The sequence below is a fragment of the Pseudanabaena sp. UWO310 genome (assembly GCF_006861605.1).
Taxonomy (GTDB): domain Bacteria; phylum Cyanobacteriota; class Cyanobacteriia; order Pseudanabaenales; family Pseudanabaenaceae; genus Pseudanabaena.
Window position 1 is genome coordinate 39305 of sequence record NZ_SELU01000026.1, and the last position, 18669, is coordinate 57973.

Sequence of the window (18669 nt, forward strand, 5' to 3'; positions counted from 1 at the left end):
GTAGGTCAGTAAGGATTTACCAATAATTAAATTTTATATAAAAATCTTGTTTAAGTTTTTTATATAAAAAAGTAGCTAAAGTATATTCATCGTAAAAGTTAATTTCAAAGGGAAATTTTTGTCTGACATCATCAAGCTTTATTCCCAAAGGATGAGTGGTGGCGCGAAGCGCCACCACTCATCCTTTGGGAGTTTGATTTGTCTTGGCTATCTCATACCAAAGCTAAAAATGGCGTAGTCATTTTTAGCTTTAAAAATTCTTACTGGATCTGGTTTTTAATTCACAAAAGTGTTGTCACACTTTCGTGAATTGGTATAAACCCCAAAGAGACTGTGGCGCACGCGCAGCGTGCGCCACAGTCTCTTTGGGGTTTTATATTTAATTGTGCCTAGCTATATAGCAGTAGCAATATATATGATGTAGAGACTGTAACTAAGATAAGTATTTGATTAGTTAGCTGCTCATTGAGTAGCTGGGCATAATTAAAAACCAGAGTCAAAACCTGTAGCGCAGCCTGCGCCATAGGTTTGGGGATTTTATATTTAATTGTGCCAAGCTACTTACATTACCAAACTATCTACTTGCGAGTTGGAAATCTATTCGTGGAAAGATTTAATATCCGCACTGTTATTGAAGGATATACTCAAGGCTATTTTTTGATGTCAGAGGGTGATGGTCAACCGATTGAGTGGTACTACACCAACAGTCGTACCCTGATCCCCCTCGATCAGCGCTTTCGTTATCCTAAGTCTTTGCAACGTGTACTTAACCAAAATCGGTTTGAGGTGAGGATCGATACAGCCTTTGAGCAGGTGGTTGATGGCTGTGCCGATCGCGAAACTACTTGGATCTCAACGGAATTACGATCGCTATATAGCAATTTGCATCAGGCTGGCTGGGCGCATAGTTTTGAGACATGGCAGGGCGATCGCTTGGCGGGAGGCATTTTGGGCATCGCGATTCGAGGAGTATTTATTGGCGAATCGATGTTTTTTAAGATTCCTGATGGCTCCAAAGTGGCAATGGTAAAATTGGTAGAACATCTGCGATCGCAGGGGTATGGTTTATTTGATGCCCAGTTGATGAATCCCCACCTCGAACGCTTTGGAGCCTTTGAAACTAACGACGAAACTTATCAAAAATTACTACAGGCTGCTTTGCAAAGGGCTTGTAACTTTAGGGTTTGAAATAAGATATTAAGTGTAGCTAAAGCCTAAAAGCCCTGCCGTCCACTGTGCAGATAGTAGAAGCTTTAGGTAATTTACTGAAACTAACAGCTAAGGGTAGTACGAAACAATGCCAATTCTTACCTGCTGGGCAATACCTGAAATGTGAGGTGAAAAAAGTTTGTGCCAGAACTACATCAAGTTGGGGAGATCGTCCGATTGCGTTATTGTATTACGGACATCCTAGGGCAGGGTGGCATGGGCGTTACTTATGCGGCGATCGACGAGCAAACAGGCGATCGCGTAGCCCTCAAAGCCCTATCATTTCGACGGATCAATGACTGGAAAGTGTTGGAACTATTTGAACGGGAAGCGAGGGTACTCGCTCAACTCGATCATCCTGCCATTCCCCGCTATTTGGACTATTTTCAGGTTGATAGTGAGCGAGATCGCGATTTTTATATCGTGCAGCAGTTGGTGGAGGGGAGATCCTTAGCACAGGCGATCGCTGAGGGATGGCATGGGAGTGAGGAGGATATTCTGCAAATTAGCAAGCAAATTTTGGAGGTGTTGATCTACCTCCATGAACTCAAACCGCCAGTTATTCATCGGGATATCAAGCCGCAAAATATTATCCTTCAGGCTGACCGCAAGATTGCGCTAGTGGATTTTGGGGCAGTGCAAGATACCTATCGCAACACACAACTGGCGGGCAGTACTATCGTCGGTACCTATGGCTATATGCCGCCCGAACAGTTTCGGGGCAAAGCCGTTCCCGCTACCGATCTATACGCTCTCGGCGCAACGGTTTTATTTTTATTGACAGGGCGATCGCCTGCCGATTTACCTGAAATTAGATTCAAAATTAATTTCCGTGATGCCGTAAATATTTCCCCCCTCTTTGCCGATTGGCTCGACCGAATGATCGAACCTGCGATCGAAGATCGCTTTAGTAGCGCAAGACAGGCTCTTAAGTTTTTAAATAAGGATGATATGTCATCATCCTTAGCTTCATCCCTTAATGATATGTCGTCATCCCTAGCCGCATCCCTTAATGATATGTCGTCATCCCTAGCTTCATCCCTCGAAAATCGGATTAAGGCTATTGAGACGAAGCAATTACTCCATCATGATCGCGCTGATCGGGGCTATCAATATCCCAAACCCCTCGGCAGTCGCATTAATTTGAAGAAGACCGATAGTATTTTAGAGATTGATATTCCTCCTGCGGGTTGGCATGGAGAGGGGATCAGCATCTTAATATTTGCAATTTTTTGGAATGGATTTATTCTTTTCTGGACATCCATGGCGCTTAAGCTTAGGACTGAATTGTTTGCCCTATTCTCCATTCCATTTTGGATTATTGGTCTTGGCATGACCTATGCAGGCTTATCGTTTTTGTTTGGTAAGGTGCGATTAGTCATTGGCGATCGCAATTTTAGGATTGATTGGGACATGCTAGGAATCAAGCGTCACGTCCAAGGCAAAACCCAAGATCTGCGACAGATCGAGCTAAAAAGTTCCTATGAAATAAACAACCAACCAGTAATGGAGTTACGCATCAATCAAGGTATCTATACGCATAAATTTGGTTCGGGGCTGAGTCGTCCAGAGAAAGAGTGGCTGCTACAGGAAATTAATGGTTTCTTAGAAACATGGCGATCACGACATTAACCCTAACTAATACCAAGTTAAGAAATGGCGTAGCCATTTCTTATAGCTATAGCTGTCGCCAAGTGTATTAGGACATAAACCCCAAGAATTGAGATGCGGCGCGAAGCGCCGCATCTCTAAACCCAATAGAGAGATGCGGCGCGAAGCGCCGCATCTCTCTATGTTTTTACGTGGAGTTATACTGACGGTAGCCCCACCTTGCAAAGAATATGTCAGATCCCTCCAGCCCCCCACTAACAACTCGCGATCGCTACAATATTTTCGTTGATCGCATCATTATCAATATCGAAAATGGCAAGCTACTATCCAAAGAACATGTCTATCGCATTCTCAGTGAGAGTTTAGAGGCGGGAACTGGGGAAATATTTGAACGGGCTTTAGAAGAACATGCCAATCTATTACAGGCAAATTTTGACGCTCAAAGCGATGAAGTAAAACAGGCAAAAGCAAAACAAAAGCTACGCGCCATGCAGATTCTCCAAGATGCATGGGAACAGTGGCAAAAAAACTATCAAATTCAGGATGCCTGCGCGAGAGGGATAGACAATATTCTCAAGGTCGAGCCACAGGAGCGTCTTGCCGCTTTAATCCAAGTTCTCGATCCTAACCAGATACCTGTTTTTGAACGCCCACATATTCAATATCTTGCGCAATTGTTGCAAAAAAAAGCGGAAACCCTAGCCGATGATGCGGAAGCATTCGCTCTGCGGCAATTTGCGATCGGGCTTAATCGAGGATTGGAATCCTTTGACCGTTTGGAGGGATACCTCATTAGTTGGTTATACGAGTCCCAGAAGCAGGTGGGATTTGAACGAACTAAGGCGATTAGTCCATGGCATAGTTGGGCGTTACAAACTGCTAGTCCCCTGCCTCGCGATCTCTTTTCGGGACAGGCGAGTAACCAATCAGCGGCTGAGATCGCCAAAGCTCAACGGAGCCTCGATCTCAGTGCATGGGTCGAATTAGCAATTCTGCTTCAGTATTTGCAAAATGGGTTGGTGCATTGGTTCGATCGACAACCCTACGATGCTCAAGCAGGGATGCATATGACGGGAATTACCTTTATTTCCTTTGCGATGATCTGGGGTGAACTTAGTAGTGGTTTTCAAAATTCGGCTCTAGCGGAGAGCGATCGGCAATCTCTAGCCAAGATCTGCTTTCGTATGAGTTTACAAACCCTCCGAACCTTTGCCCAAAGGGAAAACTTCCCCCTCTATGGAGGAGTATTTGCTTCCTTTGCTGGGGAGAGTTTTCGCGAAACCATTAGCTATCTCGATCAGCCCTTAAAAGAAGCCAAAAATACCGAGGAAAAGGCAAGAATTCTCACGGTTTTAGGTTATTCACAATTTTGGATGGGGCATCAGCAGCAGGCGATCGCCCTTCACCAAGAAGCATTAACCCTAGCCCGTCAAGTTGACGATCGCCGCTGTGAAATTGCTAATCTCAATCACCTCAGTCGGATTAGCTTGATCCAAAAAGATTTTCATACCAGTGAAGCCCAAGCGCAGCGGGCGGTAATTTTGGCGAGGCAAAATGGCGATCGGCAAGGAGAAGCTAATGCTCTAGCTAATTTGGGCTATAGCGAAGTCATGCTTGCGAGGCAGCAGGAGGTAATTACACCCGCCGATCTAGAAACACCGATCGCCCATCTAGAAAGAGGACAGCATCTATCGGAGAAGTTGAACGATCTCCAAAATCAGTCGCTTTGTTGGGTCGGGCTAGGTAGTGCCTATGTGGCGATCGAGCAACCCAGCCAAGCGCAGATCGCCTTAGAGAAGAGCTTAACCCTAACGCAAAGGATCGGCGATCGCGATTTACAAGCCCTGAGCCATGCCTATCTCGGTGAAACCTACTATCAACTCCATCAATTAGAATCGGCAACCTATCACGCCTGTTTAGGAATGTATTTGCTGGAGCAACGCCATAGCAAAGCATGGCAACAATCGGCGGCTTTGGTGATAATTTTGCAGGGCAAGTTGGGGGAGGCTAGTTTCACTAATATATTGCAGCAGCAGCGATCGCATCTAATTAGTCAAATCGGCGTTGATGGGTTCGATCATTTGCCTAATTTAATCGAGCGCTATCGAAAGGGAGAATAACCAAAGCCCCAAAGATTAAGGACGGCGCTTCGCGCCGCCCTTAATATAGCATCCCAAAGATGAGTGGCGGCGCGAAGCGCCTCCACTCATCTTTGGGATTTTAATTTTTCTAGACTAACAGTAGCTTCATCCAATATAAATCGAGCTGCGTAAACCCTATAGAACGAGTTAATGGAAATAGTCATGTCAAAGCGAAGTTTTTATGTGTGTTGTTTTGGCTTCGGGAGTCTCGCGATCGCTGCTTTTTTTCTTAACTCTATTTCTAATGTCACGGCGATCGGGTCTGAACCGAGAACAAGTTTAGTTTCTACTGATGTTTCTAGCGATCGCGAGCAGGGGAAAATGACAGCCGTATTTGCGGGTGGATGCTTCTGGGGAATGGAAGCGGTATTCGAGCATTTGCAAGGGGTTTCTAACGTGGTTTCTGGCTATTCAGGTGGAACCGCCCAAACCGCAAATTACGAAACCGTTGGTTCGGGTCAAACTGGACATGCGGAATCAATAAAAGTTACCTACGATCCATCTCAAATTTCCTACGAAAAACTGCTTCAGATCTACTTTTATGTGGCTCACGACCCCACCCAGCTCAATCGGCAAGGTCCTGATAGTGGCTCACAATATCGCTCGGCAATATTTTTTGCCAATGAGAAACAGAAACAAATTGCTCAAGCCTATATAGATAATCTCAATAAAAACAAAGCCTTCTCCAAACCGATTGTGACAAAGTTAGAGCCTTTACAGGGCTTTTATGCGGCGGAGGACTACCATCAAGACTTTATCGCCCACAATCCCAACTATCCCTATGTGGTCATTAACGACCTCCCCAAAGTCGCCCAGCTCAAAAAGCAATTTCCTGAAATGTATAAGTAATACCAAATCCCAAAAGTAAAAGCCTTGCTACGCAAGGCTTTTACTTTTGGGATTTGAGAAAGGGTTGGCGGAGCAAACCCTTTCTCAAATCTCACGTTAATACCAATTCCCAAAATGGCAACGCCATTTTGGGAATCTCAAAACCTTACTGGGTTTGGTGTTTAATTCACAAAAGTGTTGTCACACTTTCGTGAATTGGTATAAAAAAGGTGGGTGGCGGCGCTTCGCGCCGCCACCCACCTAATATCTACAAATCCCGATGGGTAAAAGCCTTAGCATTTGCCCCTGCATAGGTTGCGACGATATGCCCGTCGCCCACCAGCCGATACTTATAGGTAACTAGTCCCTCTAATCCCACGGGGCCGCGAGGTGGCATTTTATTGGTACTAATGCCGACTTCTGCGCCAAAGCCATAGCGGAAACCATCCGCAAATCTGGTAGAGCAGTTGTGGTAAACCCCCGCAGCATCAATATCGCTCGTAAAGATATCAGCGATCGCCAAATCCTCGGTCACGATCGCTTCGGTATGTTTTGAGCCATAGGTGGTAATGTGGGCGATCGCTTCTTCTAGGGAATCGATAATCTTAATGGATAGAATCAAATCACAATATTCCGTTGACCAGTCGGACTCAGTAGCAGGACTGACATCGATTATGGTTCGGGTGCGATCGCAACCTAGAAGTTTCACGCCACGCTCCTGCAAGGCAGAGGAAGCAAGGGGCAGAAACTTAGAGGCGATCGCCTGATTTACCAATAAAGTTTCGATCGCATTGCAGGCGGCAGGATATTGGGTTTTGCTATCTACAGCGATCGCTACGGCTTTGTCCAGATCGGCGGCGGCATCCACATACAAATGACAGACTCCATCGGCATGACCGAGTACGGGAATATGGGTATTCTCTTGGATATAGCGAACAAATTGATTGGAACCTCTGGGAATAATCAGATCGATTAATTTATCCATCTTTAAGATGGCAAGGGTTTCGGCACGGGTGGTCAATAGTTGCACCACTTGGGGCGATACTCCGCCTTGTTTGGCAAATAATTCGGCTAAGGCTTGATGCATCACCGTAGCGATCGCTTCACAGGAATGTACTGCTTCGCTCCCACCTTTGAGAATTACGCCATTGCCCGACTTAATGCCTAGAGCTGCAATTTGGGTAACCGCATCGGGACGCGCCTCAAAAATTACGCCAATTACGCCCAAAGGACAGGACAATCGTTCTAAAATCAGCCCTTTATCCAGTTCGCGATGAATTTGGCGATCGCCAATGGGATCGGCAAGTCTAATCACATCGCGCACCCCTGCAATCATCCCTCGAATCTTGTTTGCATCTAACTTGAGACGGGCTATCAAGGCGCTCGGTAATTGGTTGGCAGCGGCGGCGGCAAGATCCTTTTGGTTGGCTGCCAAAATTGTTTCGGCATGTTGTTCTAAGGCTAAGGCGATCGCTTCTAAGGCATCATTTTTAGAAGCTGTTGGCAATTTAGCTAGGGCGATCGCTGCCTTGCGAGTGCTTTGGATTGCCCCTGCAAGATCCTTGAACAGATCTTTTGACAAATCTATAGATACATTCCCAGACACGTTAATCTCTATTGCTTTTGTAGATTATTACTTTTCGTAGATTGAGGTTTTGGCTTAGAGCTTTGCTAAATCGAGACTAAGCAAACTACTGAAGACCATCCTCCTATCCTATCTCAGTTTGCAAATGAACGAATATCTCCTTCAATGCGACTCATCAAATCACCATAAATGAAAGCCCTCTAGCGAGGTTCCTTTTGTGATTGGGAAAATGAAAAAGCGATCGCTCCTAAATCTAAAAAAATATTGATCGCCTACATGTTTTTAAAACACCGATAGCTTGGTCGTTGGGTTTGAGCTTTTCTATGATCAACAGGCTCGGCATGAAGCGCAGTAGATCACGAAACTGAAGCGTTTAATCGCTATCCAAGAACACAATGAAAATGATCGTATCCTACTAATTTTAGAATTCCTCATTAGGGTTATAATAAAAACTGAAAGGTCTTCCATTTCTCGTATCTCTAAGCGATTGAGAGAAGTCATCTGCGATGATGTCAGCATTATGTTGAAGCCAGATTTGCTCAAACTCATCGCAAAACTCATGAACACCGACTTCATCACCACCTGCTTCATAAAACTCCACCAAAGTCATTATCATTTTTGTGAGGCTACTATAGGTTATTAAAGCTTCTTCAGGAAGTGATTGGATATGCATATACACTATTGGGCAAGTCTCATTCTCTCGGATATCAACCAGAAGGTAGCTATCACCATCTCGATAAAAAACAGGAAACCATGAGTATTTAAAACAAGTGTAAGGATTAGAAAAATCATAGCCGTGTAGATCAAAACTATATTTTTCTATAGCATCCTCAAGAGGCAGGAAAACTCTACAGTCAAAAATCTCCAGATCGATGTCATAGCCAAAGCCTTTAGAATTAATGATTTTCATCGCTCCTTTTGAACCATATTTTTGTCCATTTCGCCATTGATAAAGTTCATATAACTCTTCGGGAAATTGAAAAGGAAGTGACTTTATCTTTTCTGTTATCTGATCGCGAGTAAGACCATTATTTAGAAGGATGATTCCATCTGGATATTTACTTTGAATCCATACACTAAGTCTATTAAGAAATTGCGTTAGTAGTGTCATATCTTATTTACAGATGTTTGTTTATGTAAGGAATCAGATGAAGCTTGATTTTACTCAAAAAATTCATTTACTAAATATAACTAAATATAAGGGACTCAGTTGCCCTTTTTAACTAACTTCACCTACTTAACCATATGAGCGAATATTTTACTTGGTTTAATTAGCAGACCTGTTGAGAAACAAAATCAATGTTTAGAGGTGATTTTACTCTTTCCATCTGTTTTTAAGAAGCGTCACCTATCCCCTATCTTTAGTCTTTTTTATTCCTCTTTTCCAAGAATCTTCTAGTCTGGGTGGAGAAATTAAATATTCTTTCACATTTTCTAGAATGTCATTTGTAGTTCGCCCACTCAGCCAAGCTCTCAGCGCTGCTCCAGCTACCTTAAAGCAGTTTACTAAAGCTGAAAACAGAATGTCGCCACCCTCGAGCAACAGGAACTCCCACCGATTCTTTCGTCCCCTTTGAAGAATATAACCTGAGCGCGATTCAGAATTAGCACCATAATCATCTAGCCCGTGAACTGCTCGGTAAGATTCAAACCCATCTGAGTATACATCTTGCAGAAAATCGAGCTTCTCGGCTTGCTCAGGTATTTGTCTTTCCTCCTCACTGACTGGAAATGGCCAAAATTGATAATCATTTGTACTAGTCACATTCAATCTCCAATTCTCGTCGCTAAGATATTCCAACTTGATCTTAAACCTTATCTCAAAATATGCGATCGCCTACTCATGACTAGAAAGCGATCGCTATCAATCGGACATTCCTGATCGCCTAAAACATCATCTCAAAATCTGCGATCGCCTTTACAATCACAAAACCCAACAAGCGATCGCCCTCAAACGATAAACTCCTGATCGCCTAAAACATCATCTCAAAATTCCTGATAGTTCTCAAATGGTAATGGACAGTTAAAGAGTGATCAACATATTTGAGTCTTTTTTGTAGGCATGAAATGAGCATTTCAACACCTATCCCCGCTTAGCTGACTAATGCCTCTTAAAATATCTTCAAAATAGCCATACCCATCTAAGAGTGAATGTATTTCTTCCAATGTGTTATAACTTTCTCCCTCTTCATGTAGTTTCTTTCTTACTTCTTTAAATAATACCCCTTCCCAAATCCTATTATCTGCATTTGTCGCAGGCTTCCAAGATTGATCTGGTAAATATATAGCCATCGTGGAACCAAATACATTAGCAATTGTAGAGATGATATTTTTCCATACTGAAGAAACTTGCTTATTAGTTAGAAATGTATGCCACCTTATAGGGGAAGTTAGTGAAATAGTATCATTGAAGAATGAAATCGTTAATACTTCTGATATTGTAATTCCTGCACCTAAAGAATCTATCCATTCTGCGAAGGAAATTCCTTCAAATATGGGATCATAGTCCCACTTCCAAATTGCATCTTCGGGTAAGATAATAAGCTCAGAGAGTAAGGGAAATACTATTGAGTTAAGATTCTCAATCTTTTCTTTCAGGCTTATCCTATCTTTCAAATTAGAATCCATAATTGTTAGAACATCTGTTCCCATAAATTTTCTCTCTTCATTAACGTCGATTAAGTGGACTTATACTTTGAGCTGCTCTAGAAGTGTCTGAGTACAATCTAGAGTTACCAGATTCATCCTGAAATATTACTATTACTCTTTGTTTGCTATTGGTATTTGTAAAAACATTTTTAACTGCACTTGCAATTTCAGAAGCGCTGAACTGATTCGGACGAAGAATGATTGCTACATTAGGTGCTTGTGCTTTCTTGATCTTTTGAGAAAGTTGTTTAATGCTTTTAGAATCAATAGCTTGTTTAAGTTCTAACTTCTTCCCTAAATATTCTATTGTGTAGTCAGGAGTCCGAACACCCTGAGTTCTATTTCCCGACATACTTCCTACATCTTTACGTCTTACGATGTCTACACCATAAGTCTTAGCTACTGCTCCGTAGGCTGCACTCTTTAAATCTCCAGTGTATGCGTAATTATAGGTAAAACCAGACAGTGCTCCAACTACAGATGAAATTGCACTAACTTCAAGAAGGCTAAATTCACCACTCGGATCGATCGCATTGACAGGATTACCATGAGTATAGCCATAGCGATTGAGAGAAAGCGGATTATTCATAACGCCTTCAAACCTATCCCTCTGAGTAAAGCGCCCGATATCCGTACTGTAATATCTATCCCTTAGATAATAATCACCGAGATTCTTATCAAACTGCTCACCCGCATAGAGATAACTATTGACCGTCGTACCCGTCGAACTAGATAGATTCCCATAGGCATCATAATTATAGGTATCCGTCACCATTCCACTCGCATCCGTCAACGCCCTCGTACTGCCCAAACCATCGTAAACATAGAACGACTTCGTACCATTCCTATCCTGAGAAATCAGATCGCTACCAAACACATAGGAAACTTGCACAGTACCACTAGGCGCATACTCCGCTAACACCTGAGCATAATTGCGATTCTTATCCACCAAGAACCTCGTCTCCACACCATTCACCGTCTGCGATACGCGGATACCAGAATAGTCATAATCATAGATAGTACTCGTACCACCACCCTCAGTCGCTTTTAACCGATTCTCTGCATCCCAAGTATAGGTAGTCGTCACACCATCCAATGATGAAGGAATCTGTCATCACTTTTAAGATTATCGGTACAGTTTTATCGGTTTGATAATTAGGCTTTTGGCGATCGCTTTGTTTTTGATGATTTTGGTGGTTGAGCTTTTTTGGCTGAAAGTTTTTGTAGCTTTTGGATTTGTTTGAGAGTTAGTCCTGTAAATTGGGCAATTAATTCTACAGAAATGTTGGAACTCATCATGTTTAGCGCTATCTGATTCGCTGTTTCAGCTATACCTTCAGCCTTGCCTTCAGCTTTGCCTTCTAGTAGAATTTCTTGATAAATAACTGATTCTTTCATGATTTCGCTCCTTAAAAGTCTTTGGATGATCTCTTTATTTAGGGCTATACCCGATATTATAGCTGTCGATGCGGCGACGTTGCTTTGTACTTGTTTATCGGTAATATTTTCGATTTGTTTGGCAACTTGTCTTAGGGTTTCTGTGGGATTTTCGGTTTTTGTTAGTACAGCGAAGGGAAAGAGTCCTTGGTATTGCTGAAATATTTCTGTGGGCTGTTCCCATAGTCTGATGACGTTAAATTCATGGTTTAGCGCTCCAATACTAAAGGTCGTTTCATGGACTAGGGGAGATTGACTGGGGGTGAGGTAGATAACGACTTGATGTATTTGTCTTTCTGGGAATTTACGATATAGTCGTAGTCGATAGTCAGCCATGCGGAAGGGGATATTTTGATTTGCTTCGGTCTGAAATTCGATATGCAGAATAATTTTGGTCGATTCGAGAAATATCACGGAGTCGGCGCGAATTGGTTCGACTGAGAGTTCCGAGGGTTCGATTTTGGTTAGGGCGATCGCTTCGCCCAATATCCAACTGGCGAAGTCTCTGGAAAAGCTTTCGGCTAAGAATTTGCAAATATTATCGATCATTTTGGGATTCTATCATTTACCGATCGCCTGCTCATGGATAGAAAGCGATCGCCTTTACAATGACAAAAACCAACAAGCGATCGCCTAAAACATCATCTCAAAATTCCTGATCGCTATCAAATGAAAAAAACGATCGCTTTTTTAGGATGAAAAAGCGATCGCAGTGATTAGCAGCATAAGTGGAGCTATTGGTACGATATTCAACAAGTCTAAAACACTACCCAGAAATTTGCTGCATTACGGGAATTACATTTGAGGTGAGCGCTCAACTCAGAAATAATTGACACTATTAATCCACGATTTCACTACAAACATATGGAATTCTCAAAAATGCATCGCATTAGGAATCTCTCGTATCACTAGATTGTAGCCATATATAATCACCCTTAGTATTAATATATCCTAGTTTTGAGCCAATTTTTACTTGGGCAATTCCTCCATAAAAATTGCCAGCAAAATCAAATATTGGATTAATAACCATTTTCCCTGCTCTATCAATATACCCAAATTTACCATTGCTTCTTGCAACAGCAATTCCTTCAGAAAAATAAACTGGTTCGCTAGATGGGGATTTTGCAATAATTCTTCCACTCTTATCGATGATGTACAATTGTTCATCTATTCGTACCGTAGCAATTCCTTCAGAGAATGAATACGCTTCATCGAATTGTGGCTTGATAACCATCTGCCCATTTGTATTTATATATCCATAGGATTTTTTCCCAAAGAAGTAATCAGGTACAGCTGCTAGTCCATCAGAAAAATCAGGGAGAAACTCATAAGAGTCAAAAGGGAAAGCTTGCTTTCCATTGTGATTAATATAAAAATATCGGAAGAGAAAGTTATAATAAAAGAAACCTCTTTCTCTAACACTCACTGGAGTTAGTCCATTCTGAAAAGATCCAGTTTCACTAAACTTAAATCCAATTACTACATTACCTTTCTGGTCAATAAATCCTCTACCCTCATTCTCTCGGTTAATACTACTTGCTGAGGCTAAACCTTCAGAAAAATTATCTATATCCCTAAACTTTTCTAGCCCAATGAGATGTTCGCCATCAGCGTCAATATACATCCACACATGTTTAATTCTTACTTTTGTAAAATCACTATAAAAACTTAAGACTTCGTCAAATTTTGGCTCAATTATAATTTCACCATCAGGATTAATAAATCCCCAAAAATCCCCAATTTTGACTGCTGCCCTATTCCTCTTGAATTCCTCAGCTTTCGCAAATATGGGTCTAATTTTAATTTCTCCAAATTTGTTGATATAACCCCATTTCCCATTTGACTCGATAGGATAGAGGTATTGAAAAATTATTGGGATTTCTTCTGTTTTGACTAGTGGATTTACATTGATAATCGAAGGTTCTATTTTATTAAAAATATTACAACTAATCAATAAGAATAAAATCATTACTGTAAGAATAAATTTTTTTGCCATCTCTTTTTTGTCATTTCTTAGTATGCTCTCACTACTATGCTTAGCACTGGTCAGATAATAGGGGGTGGATTCTGAAATGCCCATTTCATGCCAACAAAAAAGGCGCAAATATGTCGATCACGCTTTAGCTGACTAGTATCCGCGATGACTTAAAACAGTATTAATAGCTTGCTCTCCAATTTCTGCATTGTACTTTAACCAAACTTGTTGATATGCTTCTGAAAATCTCCTCACTCCCTCAATATCTTCACCTGATTCATAAAATTCTGCATGAGTCCGCATCATATTTGTCAAACTAGAATATACAGCAAATGTACTTGATACTTCAAGATGTGAAGAAGGATCGAAATATAGTAAATAGCCATTAGATGTATTTAGTACAAGATACTCTTCATCTTCATAAGTAAAAAGTATTAACCAATTACTATCAAAATTTGCACATTTTCTTGCAACAGCGCTTTGAAGAGGTAAAAATGATTTTCCATCAAAGATATTAAGCTCCTCATTTTCATGTTCAGGTGTTGCAATTAAATCCCCTTGCCAAAACATATTTGGATAAAATTTCTGTCCATTATTTAACTGGTAAAGTTCTTGCAGATCATTCGGCAGATCAAATGTTAATCTAGACGAAATGCTTTTTATTTCTTGTAATGTTAAGCTTGGTAAAAAAGCATTTTGAGATTCAGGAAAGTTTAATGTAGTCCATCGTAATATCTGTAAATACGCTTCTATTAAAGTTAACATGATAGGCTCCTAATTTAATATTTTGTCAATTCAAGTAGGAACAAAAGTATCAGTATAAAGATAAATTTTTGTCCTAAGTTTTTATTAATTGAGTAAACCATTTCTATTTTTATTGTAAATAAGGCTTTGAATAGAAATAACTATTGACTGTCGTATCCGTCGAACTAGATAAACCGCCATAGACCCCATAATTAGAAATACTTACATTAGACATACTTGCATTTGTTAATTTGGTTTCGATTTGCGGCATAACCTATGCCAATGCGTCCAGATGATCACCATTGCCATGGTATCGAGGCGGCAATATTGATAGAGTAATTCTTTCCATTGCGATCGCATAGCTTGATTGTCTCGACTCAGATCCCGATTTTCGCCATACATTAGATCTTGATAGGCAAGCATAGCTCCAGCCCCTTCATTCACCACCTGAATGCGATCGCCGATTTGCAACTGGGGCAAAACATCGTAAGGACTGAGCACCTCGCCATTTATCTCTTGATAGTATTCCTGAAAGTAAGGTATTTCGTGGAGATAGGCATTAGTCTTCCACACCGCAGGCAAGACACATTTCAACGAAGTTCTTCCCTTCATTAATGGATGGAAGTAATGCTTGAGCGTGAGTGCATTCATGTCAACTAAATGGGATGTTCCCCTTGGGCCTAGTTTAGCGGTATTTGCCAGCCAAGCTTTGAGTTGGGGATTCTGATAGTCGTAGGCTTGCATTTGGTAGTAGATATCACGCAGCACGCTATTTTCATGGGTCGCCCATGTCAAAATCGTACCGCGATCGCCCAAGCATTCCATCAGAGATTCCGCAAATTGAAAATTGGGAAAATTATGTTCTAGATCGAGCCATTCGGTTTGAATCGGTGGTGCATCGGGTGCAGCGATCGTGTGGCAACTCCACTGGAAAGCAACCTGCTCGTAAGTTTGCATCCCTGCATGATAGGGAATTGCCATACGGGAGGTTTCAAAATCAATAAAATGAATGGGATATTCTACCTTTTGTAAGAAACTGGGAAGCTCATCGGAAATCCATTCTTTATTCTTTTGGGTATATTCGATCTGAATGAGCTGTCGTTCACTATAGGTTTCGTCATTGAGTTCTTCAAGGGGCACATCAAACATGCTGACCTGCTTTTGCTCGATCATTTCGTTGACCAGAGGCGTTTCATTGCCCCCAATTCTTCCCATTTGATAAAGTTCCAAGACGTGATGTTCTACTTCAGCAAGATCTCCCCAACATTCCTTAAAGCCATCGCGGGGATCTTGAGCGCTTGCCCGATATTCGCATCCCTTGCAGCTTTTACTAATCGGTGCAAAAATTTCTGGCGATCGCTCGATGAGGTAGCCGATATATTTTTGGGCTATCGAAATGGTGGGCTCGACTAATTCCGCAACCTCAGACTCAATACTGACCTTAGTCAGAAATTGATCCTGCCATAATTCTTGTATATCCCCAGAAAAGTTGATAGTAACCCCATTGAGTTTAGAAAAGGAATTGCGGGGACTAGATACACGTTGAATTTGGAAATAGGACGCGAGGTTATCGATCGCCGTGGTTTTAGTGCGGTCAGGCACGATCAGATAGGGTGCAATCTCAACTTGAAGTTGCGGTAAATGCTCAGCTAGCATTTCTTGTAAAATGCCGACTTGGTAAGCAACCTCTTCGATAATATGCCGCCATTCCCCACCCACCTTACCAGTACGTTTATTGCGAAAAAGGGAGAGATGGCGATTTTTGATTAATTCATCATGGGCTTTACTATCAAATCCCTTGACCCGAATTTCTATAATTTCAATGCGATCGCCCTGCTTGACGAGAATATCGGCACGCGCTAATTTATGATCGGCATAGAGCACTGGCTCAAAGAGTGTCACATTCTCTTTTTGTAATTGCGCGATCGTTTCCTGCACCGCTGCGGCAATATGCTCATCGGAATTGAGATTTGCCGATATATAAATCCCTTCAGGATATAGAAGATGGGCGATCTTGCTAATAATAAAATTCCCATCCGCTAATATTCTGGTATAAGGATCTACGCGATCGACAGTAGGGTAGCCTAATTTTTTGTAATAAAGTTTTGTCGAGCAACTGCGGGCAGTCTTGAGATCGGATTTCGTCAGATAAATAGGATGGGGCATACTGCCTAAATACTTAAATAGGGGGATTGCAGCTAAAATTTTGATTTAGGATGGGCGGCGCTAAGCGCCGCCCATCCTAAATCAAAATTTTTGAACTATTACAAATCTAGCCTTAAAATTTGCAAGTTAGAAATATAAATTCCACAAAATTCAACGAAATTTGCTATTTCATGGTTTTGGCGATTGCTATCAATCATCGAAACCAGATAGTCTGCAACTACTATTAAACTTTTGGGAGAGATAAACATGTCAGAACTTTGGCTAGAGACTGCTTTGTTCTTAGTCAGCCTGAAGAAGAGTTTTAAATTTTTATCTAGTCCCAAATTTATTGGTTATGCTTTGATTGGCTCGATTGCAACTTTGAGTGCGATCGCCACTAGCATGGAACTCAAGGCAGTCCAAAGCCTAGAAAGACAAACCCAGTCAGCATTTTTTAACTGGCGCGGGACGGTAGCCCCTCCCAAAAATATTGTAATTTTAGCGATCGACGATCTTTCCCTACGGCAAGGGGAATTTTACGACCCGAAAAAGCGCCCCTTTTTAGAACCCTTTCGGACGACCACATGGAAACGTGTCGTCTATGCCCAAGTGCTAGAAAAACTAGTTAAGGCGGGGGCAAAGGTAGTAGCCTTTGATATTTTGTTTGTGACTCCAGGGGATCATGGTGCGGATGACGACAAAAAATTTCAAGGCGCAATTACGAAGTATGGCGATAAAGCTGTATTTGCCGCTAGTTACGAACTCTCTCAAATGGGAGAAGCAAGTATTATGCAGCTTGCCACGCCAGAATCCGTTTTCCAAATAAAACCCAATACCTTAGGGCTGATTAATTTTCAACCAGAAGTGACGGGTAATATTCACCGTTTAGGCGTACAGCCTCCCGCCGAGAGTGGCTTGCCCCCTGTCCCGACCTTTGCAGCTTCAGCACTGAACGTTGCCAAGATTAGTTATCCTAAACCCAAAGGGGATGGCATCTATTTCTATGGGGGATTTGATACTTGGTCAAACGCTCAGCAATTAATTCCATTCTATTATGTGGTCGATCCTGATAATTGGAATAGCGAGCAACTTCAAGGCGGTAAATTTTTTCAGGATAAGATCGTTCTCATTGGCGCAACGGCAGCCTCTAAACAAGATATCCAAAATTCGGCAGTGGGCAGAATGTCAGGGATCGAGATCCATGCCAATGCGATCGCGACCCTCATGGAAAATAAGAGTATGGCAGGATTATTTGCCAGCCCTTTTCAACAAGGTATCTTTACTTTCTTTCTGGTAGGGATCTCTGGCGGCATTCTCTGTCTGCTTAAACGTCCAACTATGCAGATCCTGACTGCCTTTGGTATTGCGATCGCTTGGTTTGGCATTGGTTATGTTTGCTTCATTTACACCAGCACGATCTTACCCGTGGCGATTCCCACGATCGCGATCGGGCTAAATGGGATTGCGCTCTTAACTACAGGTTCCATTGCCGCCCAGATTGATAAAATTCTACTCCGCCGCACCTTAGAGCGTTACGTCGCCGCACCGATCGTCGAAGAAATCGTCAATCAACCCGATAATTTTCGCGATCTGTTAGAAGGGCGGACGATCAAAGCTGCCGTACTCTTTTCCGATATTCGTGGCTTTACCACCCTCTCTAGTCGCCTTCCTGCCAAACTGCTGATCCAACAATTGAATACCTATTTAGGAGGGATGGTAGATGCGATTTTAGAATACCAAGGCACGATTGATAAATTTATTGGCGATGCGATCATGGCTGAATTTGGTTCGCCCGTATCGCGGGGTGAGAAGGATGATGCCATGAATGCAATCCATGCTGCTTTAAATATGCGATCGGTATTAATGGAACTTCGGAAACTCTGGCAGGCTGAAAACAAAATCCCTTTCTCCAATGGAATCGGAATTAACTATGGAGAAGTAACTGTTGGGAATATCGGTTCGTCCCGTCGCCTTGAGTATGCGGTAATTGGTGATACAGTTAATGTTGCCAGTCGAGTTGAGGGTATGACCAAGGATCTGGGAACGGATATTGTGATCACAGGTACTCTCTACGAAATTGTTAAGGATGAAATTGATGTGGTGGATTTTGGCGAACATGCGCTTAAAGGTCGAGTTGGTAATGTGCGACTCTATGGCGTAATTGGGCTAAAAGGCTGCGATCGCAGTATTTACGAACAAGTGCAAAACGATCTCAAACGCCATGCAGCAGTAATCGATATTCTCAAAAAAGGGCAGTTGCCCACCCGTCGCGAATAGCGCGATCGCTAATCACCACTGCTACCCAAATTAATTATGCTTAGCTACTTATTGGTATATTGGGAGAT

14 protein-coding genes are annotated in these 18669 nt (G+C 42.1%); 5 read left to right on the forward strand and 9 right to left on the reverse strand.

Annotated features, from left to right (window positions below; genetic code table 11):
* The first annotated feature begins 603 nt into the window (after positions 1-603).
* The 4 genes from aat (at position 604) to msrA (ending at position 5810) form a co-directional block, all read left to right on the forward strand.
* Positions 604-1188 carry a leucyl/phenylalanyl-tRNA--protein transferase gene (gene aat, locus PseudUWO310_RS10555; protein ID WP_142600879.1) on the forward strand — a complete coding sequence of 195 codons (585 nt, stop codon included), beginning with the start codon at positions 604-606 and terminating at the stop codon, positions 1186-1188.
* Between the two features lie 162 nt (positions 1189-1350).
* A complete protein-coding gene (locus PseudUWO310_RS10560; RefSeq protein ID WP_142600881.1) occupies positions 1351-2841 on the forward strand; it encodes a serine/threonine protein kinase in 1491 nt (496 codons plus the stop codon).
* A 209-nt stretch (positions 2842-3050) separates the two neighbouring features.
* Entirely contained in the window at positions 3051-4940 is a 1890-nt protein-coding gene (locus tag PseudUWO310_RS10565) for a tetratricopeptide repeat protein (protein WP_142600884.1), read from the forward strand.
* A gap of 183 nt (positions 4941-5123) precedes the next feature.
* Positions 5124-5810 (forward strand): peptide-methionine (S)-S-oxide reductase MsrA, encoded by a 687-nt coding sequence (msrA, locus tag PseudUWO310_RS10570; protein WP_142600886.1) that lies wholly within the window; start codon positions 5124-5126, stop codon positions 5808-5810.
* Positions 5811-6057: 247 nt separating this feature from the next.
* Here the strand turns inward: msrA and PseudUWO310_RS10575 are convergent, their stop codons facing one another.
* The 9 genes from PseudUWO310_RS10575 to PseudUWO310_RS10615 all read right to left on the reverse strand — a co-directional run bounded on the left by PseudUWO310_RS10575 (position 6058) and on the right by PseudUWO310_RS10615 (position 16345).
* A complete protein-coding gene (locus PseudUWO310_RS10575; RefSeq protein ID WP_142600889.1) occupies positions 6058-7395 on the reverse strand; it encodes a glutamate-5-semialdehyde dehydrogenase in 1338 nt (445 codons plus the stop codon).
* Between the two features lie 400 nt (positions 7396-7795).
* Positions 7796-8485, reverse strand: coding sequence for an SMI1/KNR4 family protein (locus PseudUWO310_RS10580; RefSeq protein ID WP_142600892.1), 690 nt, complete (start codon positions 8483-8485; stop codon positions 7796-7798).
* Positions 8486-8722: 237 nt separating this feature from the next.
* Positions 8723-9139 (reverse strand): hypothetical protein, encoded by a 417-nt coding sequence (locus PseudUWO310_RS10585; protein WP_142600894.1) that lies wholly within the window; start codon positions 9137-9139, stop codon positions 8723-8725.
* 311 nt (positions 9140-9450) lie between these two features.
* Entirely contained in the window at positions 9451-10026 is a 576-nt protein-coding gene (locus tag PseudUWO310_RS10590) for a hypothetical protein (protein ID WP_142600897.1), read from the reverse strand.
* A 16-nt stretch (positions 10027-10042) separates the two neighbouring features.
* A complete protein-coding gene (locus tag PseudUWO310_RS23280; protein WP_223805615.1) occupies positions 10043-11110 on the reverse strand; it encodes an RHS repeat-associated core domain-containing protein in 1068 nt (355 codons plus the stop codon).
* Between the two features lie 68 nt (positions 11111-11178).
* The gene (locus tag PseudUWO310_RS10600) at positions 11179-12009 is read right to left on the reverse strand and encodes an Rpn family recombination-promoting nuclease/putative transposase (protein WP_142600902.1); all 831 of its coding nucleotides are present in this window, start codon (positions 12007-12009) and stop codon (positions 11179-11181) included.
* Positions 12010-12349: 340 nt separating this feature from the next.
* On the reverse strand, positions 12350-13540 hold the full coding sequence (locus PseudUWO310_RS10605) for a WG repeat-containing protein (protein WP_142600905.1): 1191 nt from the start codon (positions 13538-13540) through the stop codon (positions 12350-12352).
* Between the two features lie 48 nt (positions 13541-13588).
* On the reverse strand, positions 13589-14200 hold the full coding sequence (locus tag PseudUWO310_RS10610; RefSeq protein WP_142600908.1) for an SMI1/KNR4 family protein: 612 nt from the start codon (positions 14198-14200) through the stop codon (positions 13589-13591).
* 225 nt (positions 14201-14425) lie between these two features.
* On the reverse strand, positions 14426-16345 hold the full coding sequence (locus PseudUWO310_RS10615) for a DUF2779 domain-containing protein (protein WP_142600910.1): 1920 nt from the start codon (positions 16343-16345) through the stop codon (positions 14426-14428).
* Positions 16346-16591: 246 nt separating this feature from the next.
* On the opposite strand from PseudUWO310_RS10615, the gene PseudUWO310_RS10620 reads away from it, so the two are divergent.
* Positions 16592-18601 (forward strand): adenylate/guanylate cyclase domain-containing protein, encoded by a 2010-nt coding sequence (locus tag PseudUWO310_RS10620; RefSeq protein WP_142600913.1) that lies wholly within the window; start codon positions 16592-16594, stop codon positions 18599-18601.
* Positions 18602-18669: the final 68 nt, after the last annotated feature.

Bases quoted from the DNA above. Each gene is read 5' to 3' on its own strand.
- msrA (WP_142600886.1), top strand. From the start codon at position 5,124: ATGTCAAAGCGAAGTTTTTATGTGTGTTGTTTTGGCTTCGGGAGTCTC.
- PseudUWO310_RS10600 (WP_142600902.1), bottom strand. From the start codon at position 12,009: ATGATCGATAATATTTGCAAATTCTTAGCCGAAAGCTTTTCCAGAGAC.
- PseudUWO310_RS10610 (WP_142600908.1), bottom strand. From the start codon at position 14,200: ATGTTAACTTTAATAGAAGCGTATTTACAGATATTACGATGGACTACA.
- PseudUWO310_RS10580 (WP_142600892.1), bottom strand. From the start codon at position 8,485: ATGACACTACTAACGCAATTTCTTAATAGACTTAGTGTATGGATTCAA.
- PseudUWO310_RS10565 (WP_142600884.1), top strand. From the start codon at position 3,051: ATGTCAGATCCCTCCAGCCCCCCACTAACAACTCGCGATCGCTACAAT.
- PseudUWO310_RS10590 (WP_142600897.1), bottom strand. From the start codon at position 10,026: ATGGGAACAGATGTTCTAACAATTATGGATTCTAATTTGAAAGATAGG.
- PseudUWO310_RS10615 (WP_142600910.1), bottom strand. From the start codon at position 16,345: ATGCCCCATCCTATTTATCTGACGAAATCCGATCTCAAGACTGCCCGC.
- PseudUWO310_RS10605 (WP_142600905.1), bottom strand. From the start codon at position 13,540: ATGGGCATTTCAGAATCCACCCCCTATTATCTGACCAGTGCTAAGCAT.
- PseudUWO310_RS10620 (WP_142600913.1), top strand. From the start codon at position 16,592: ATGTCAGAACTTTGGCTAGAGACTGCTTTGTTCTTAGTCAGCCTGAAG.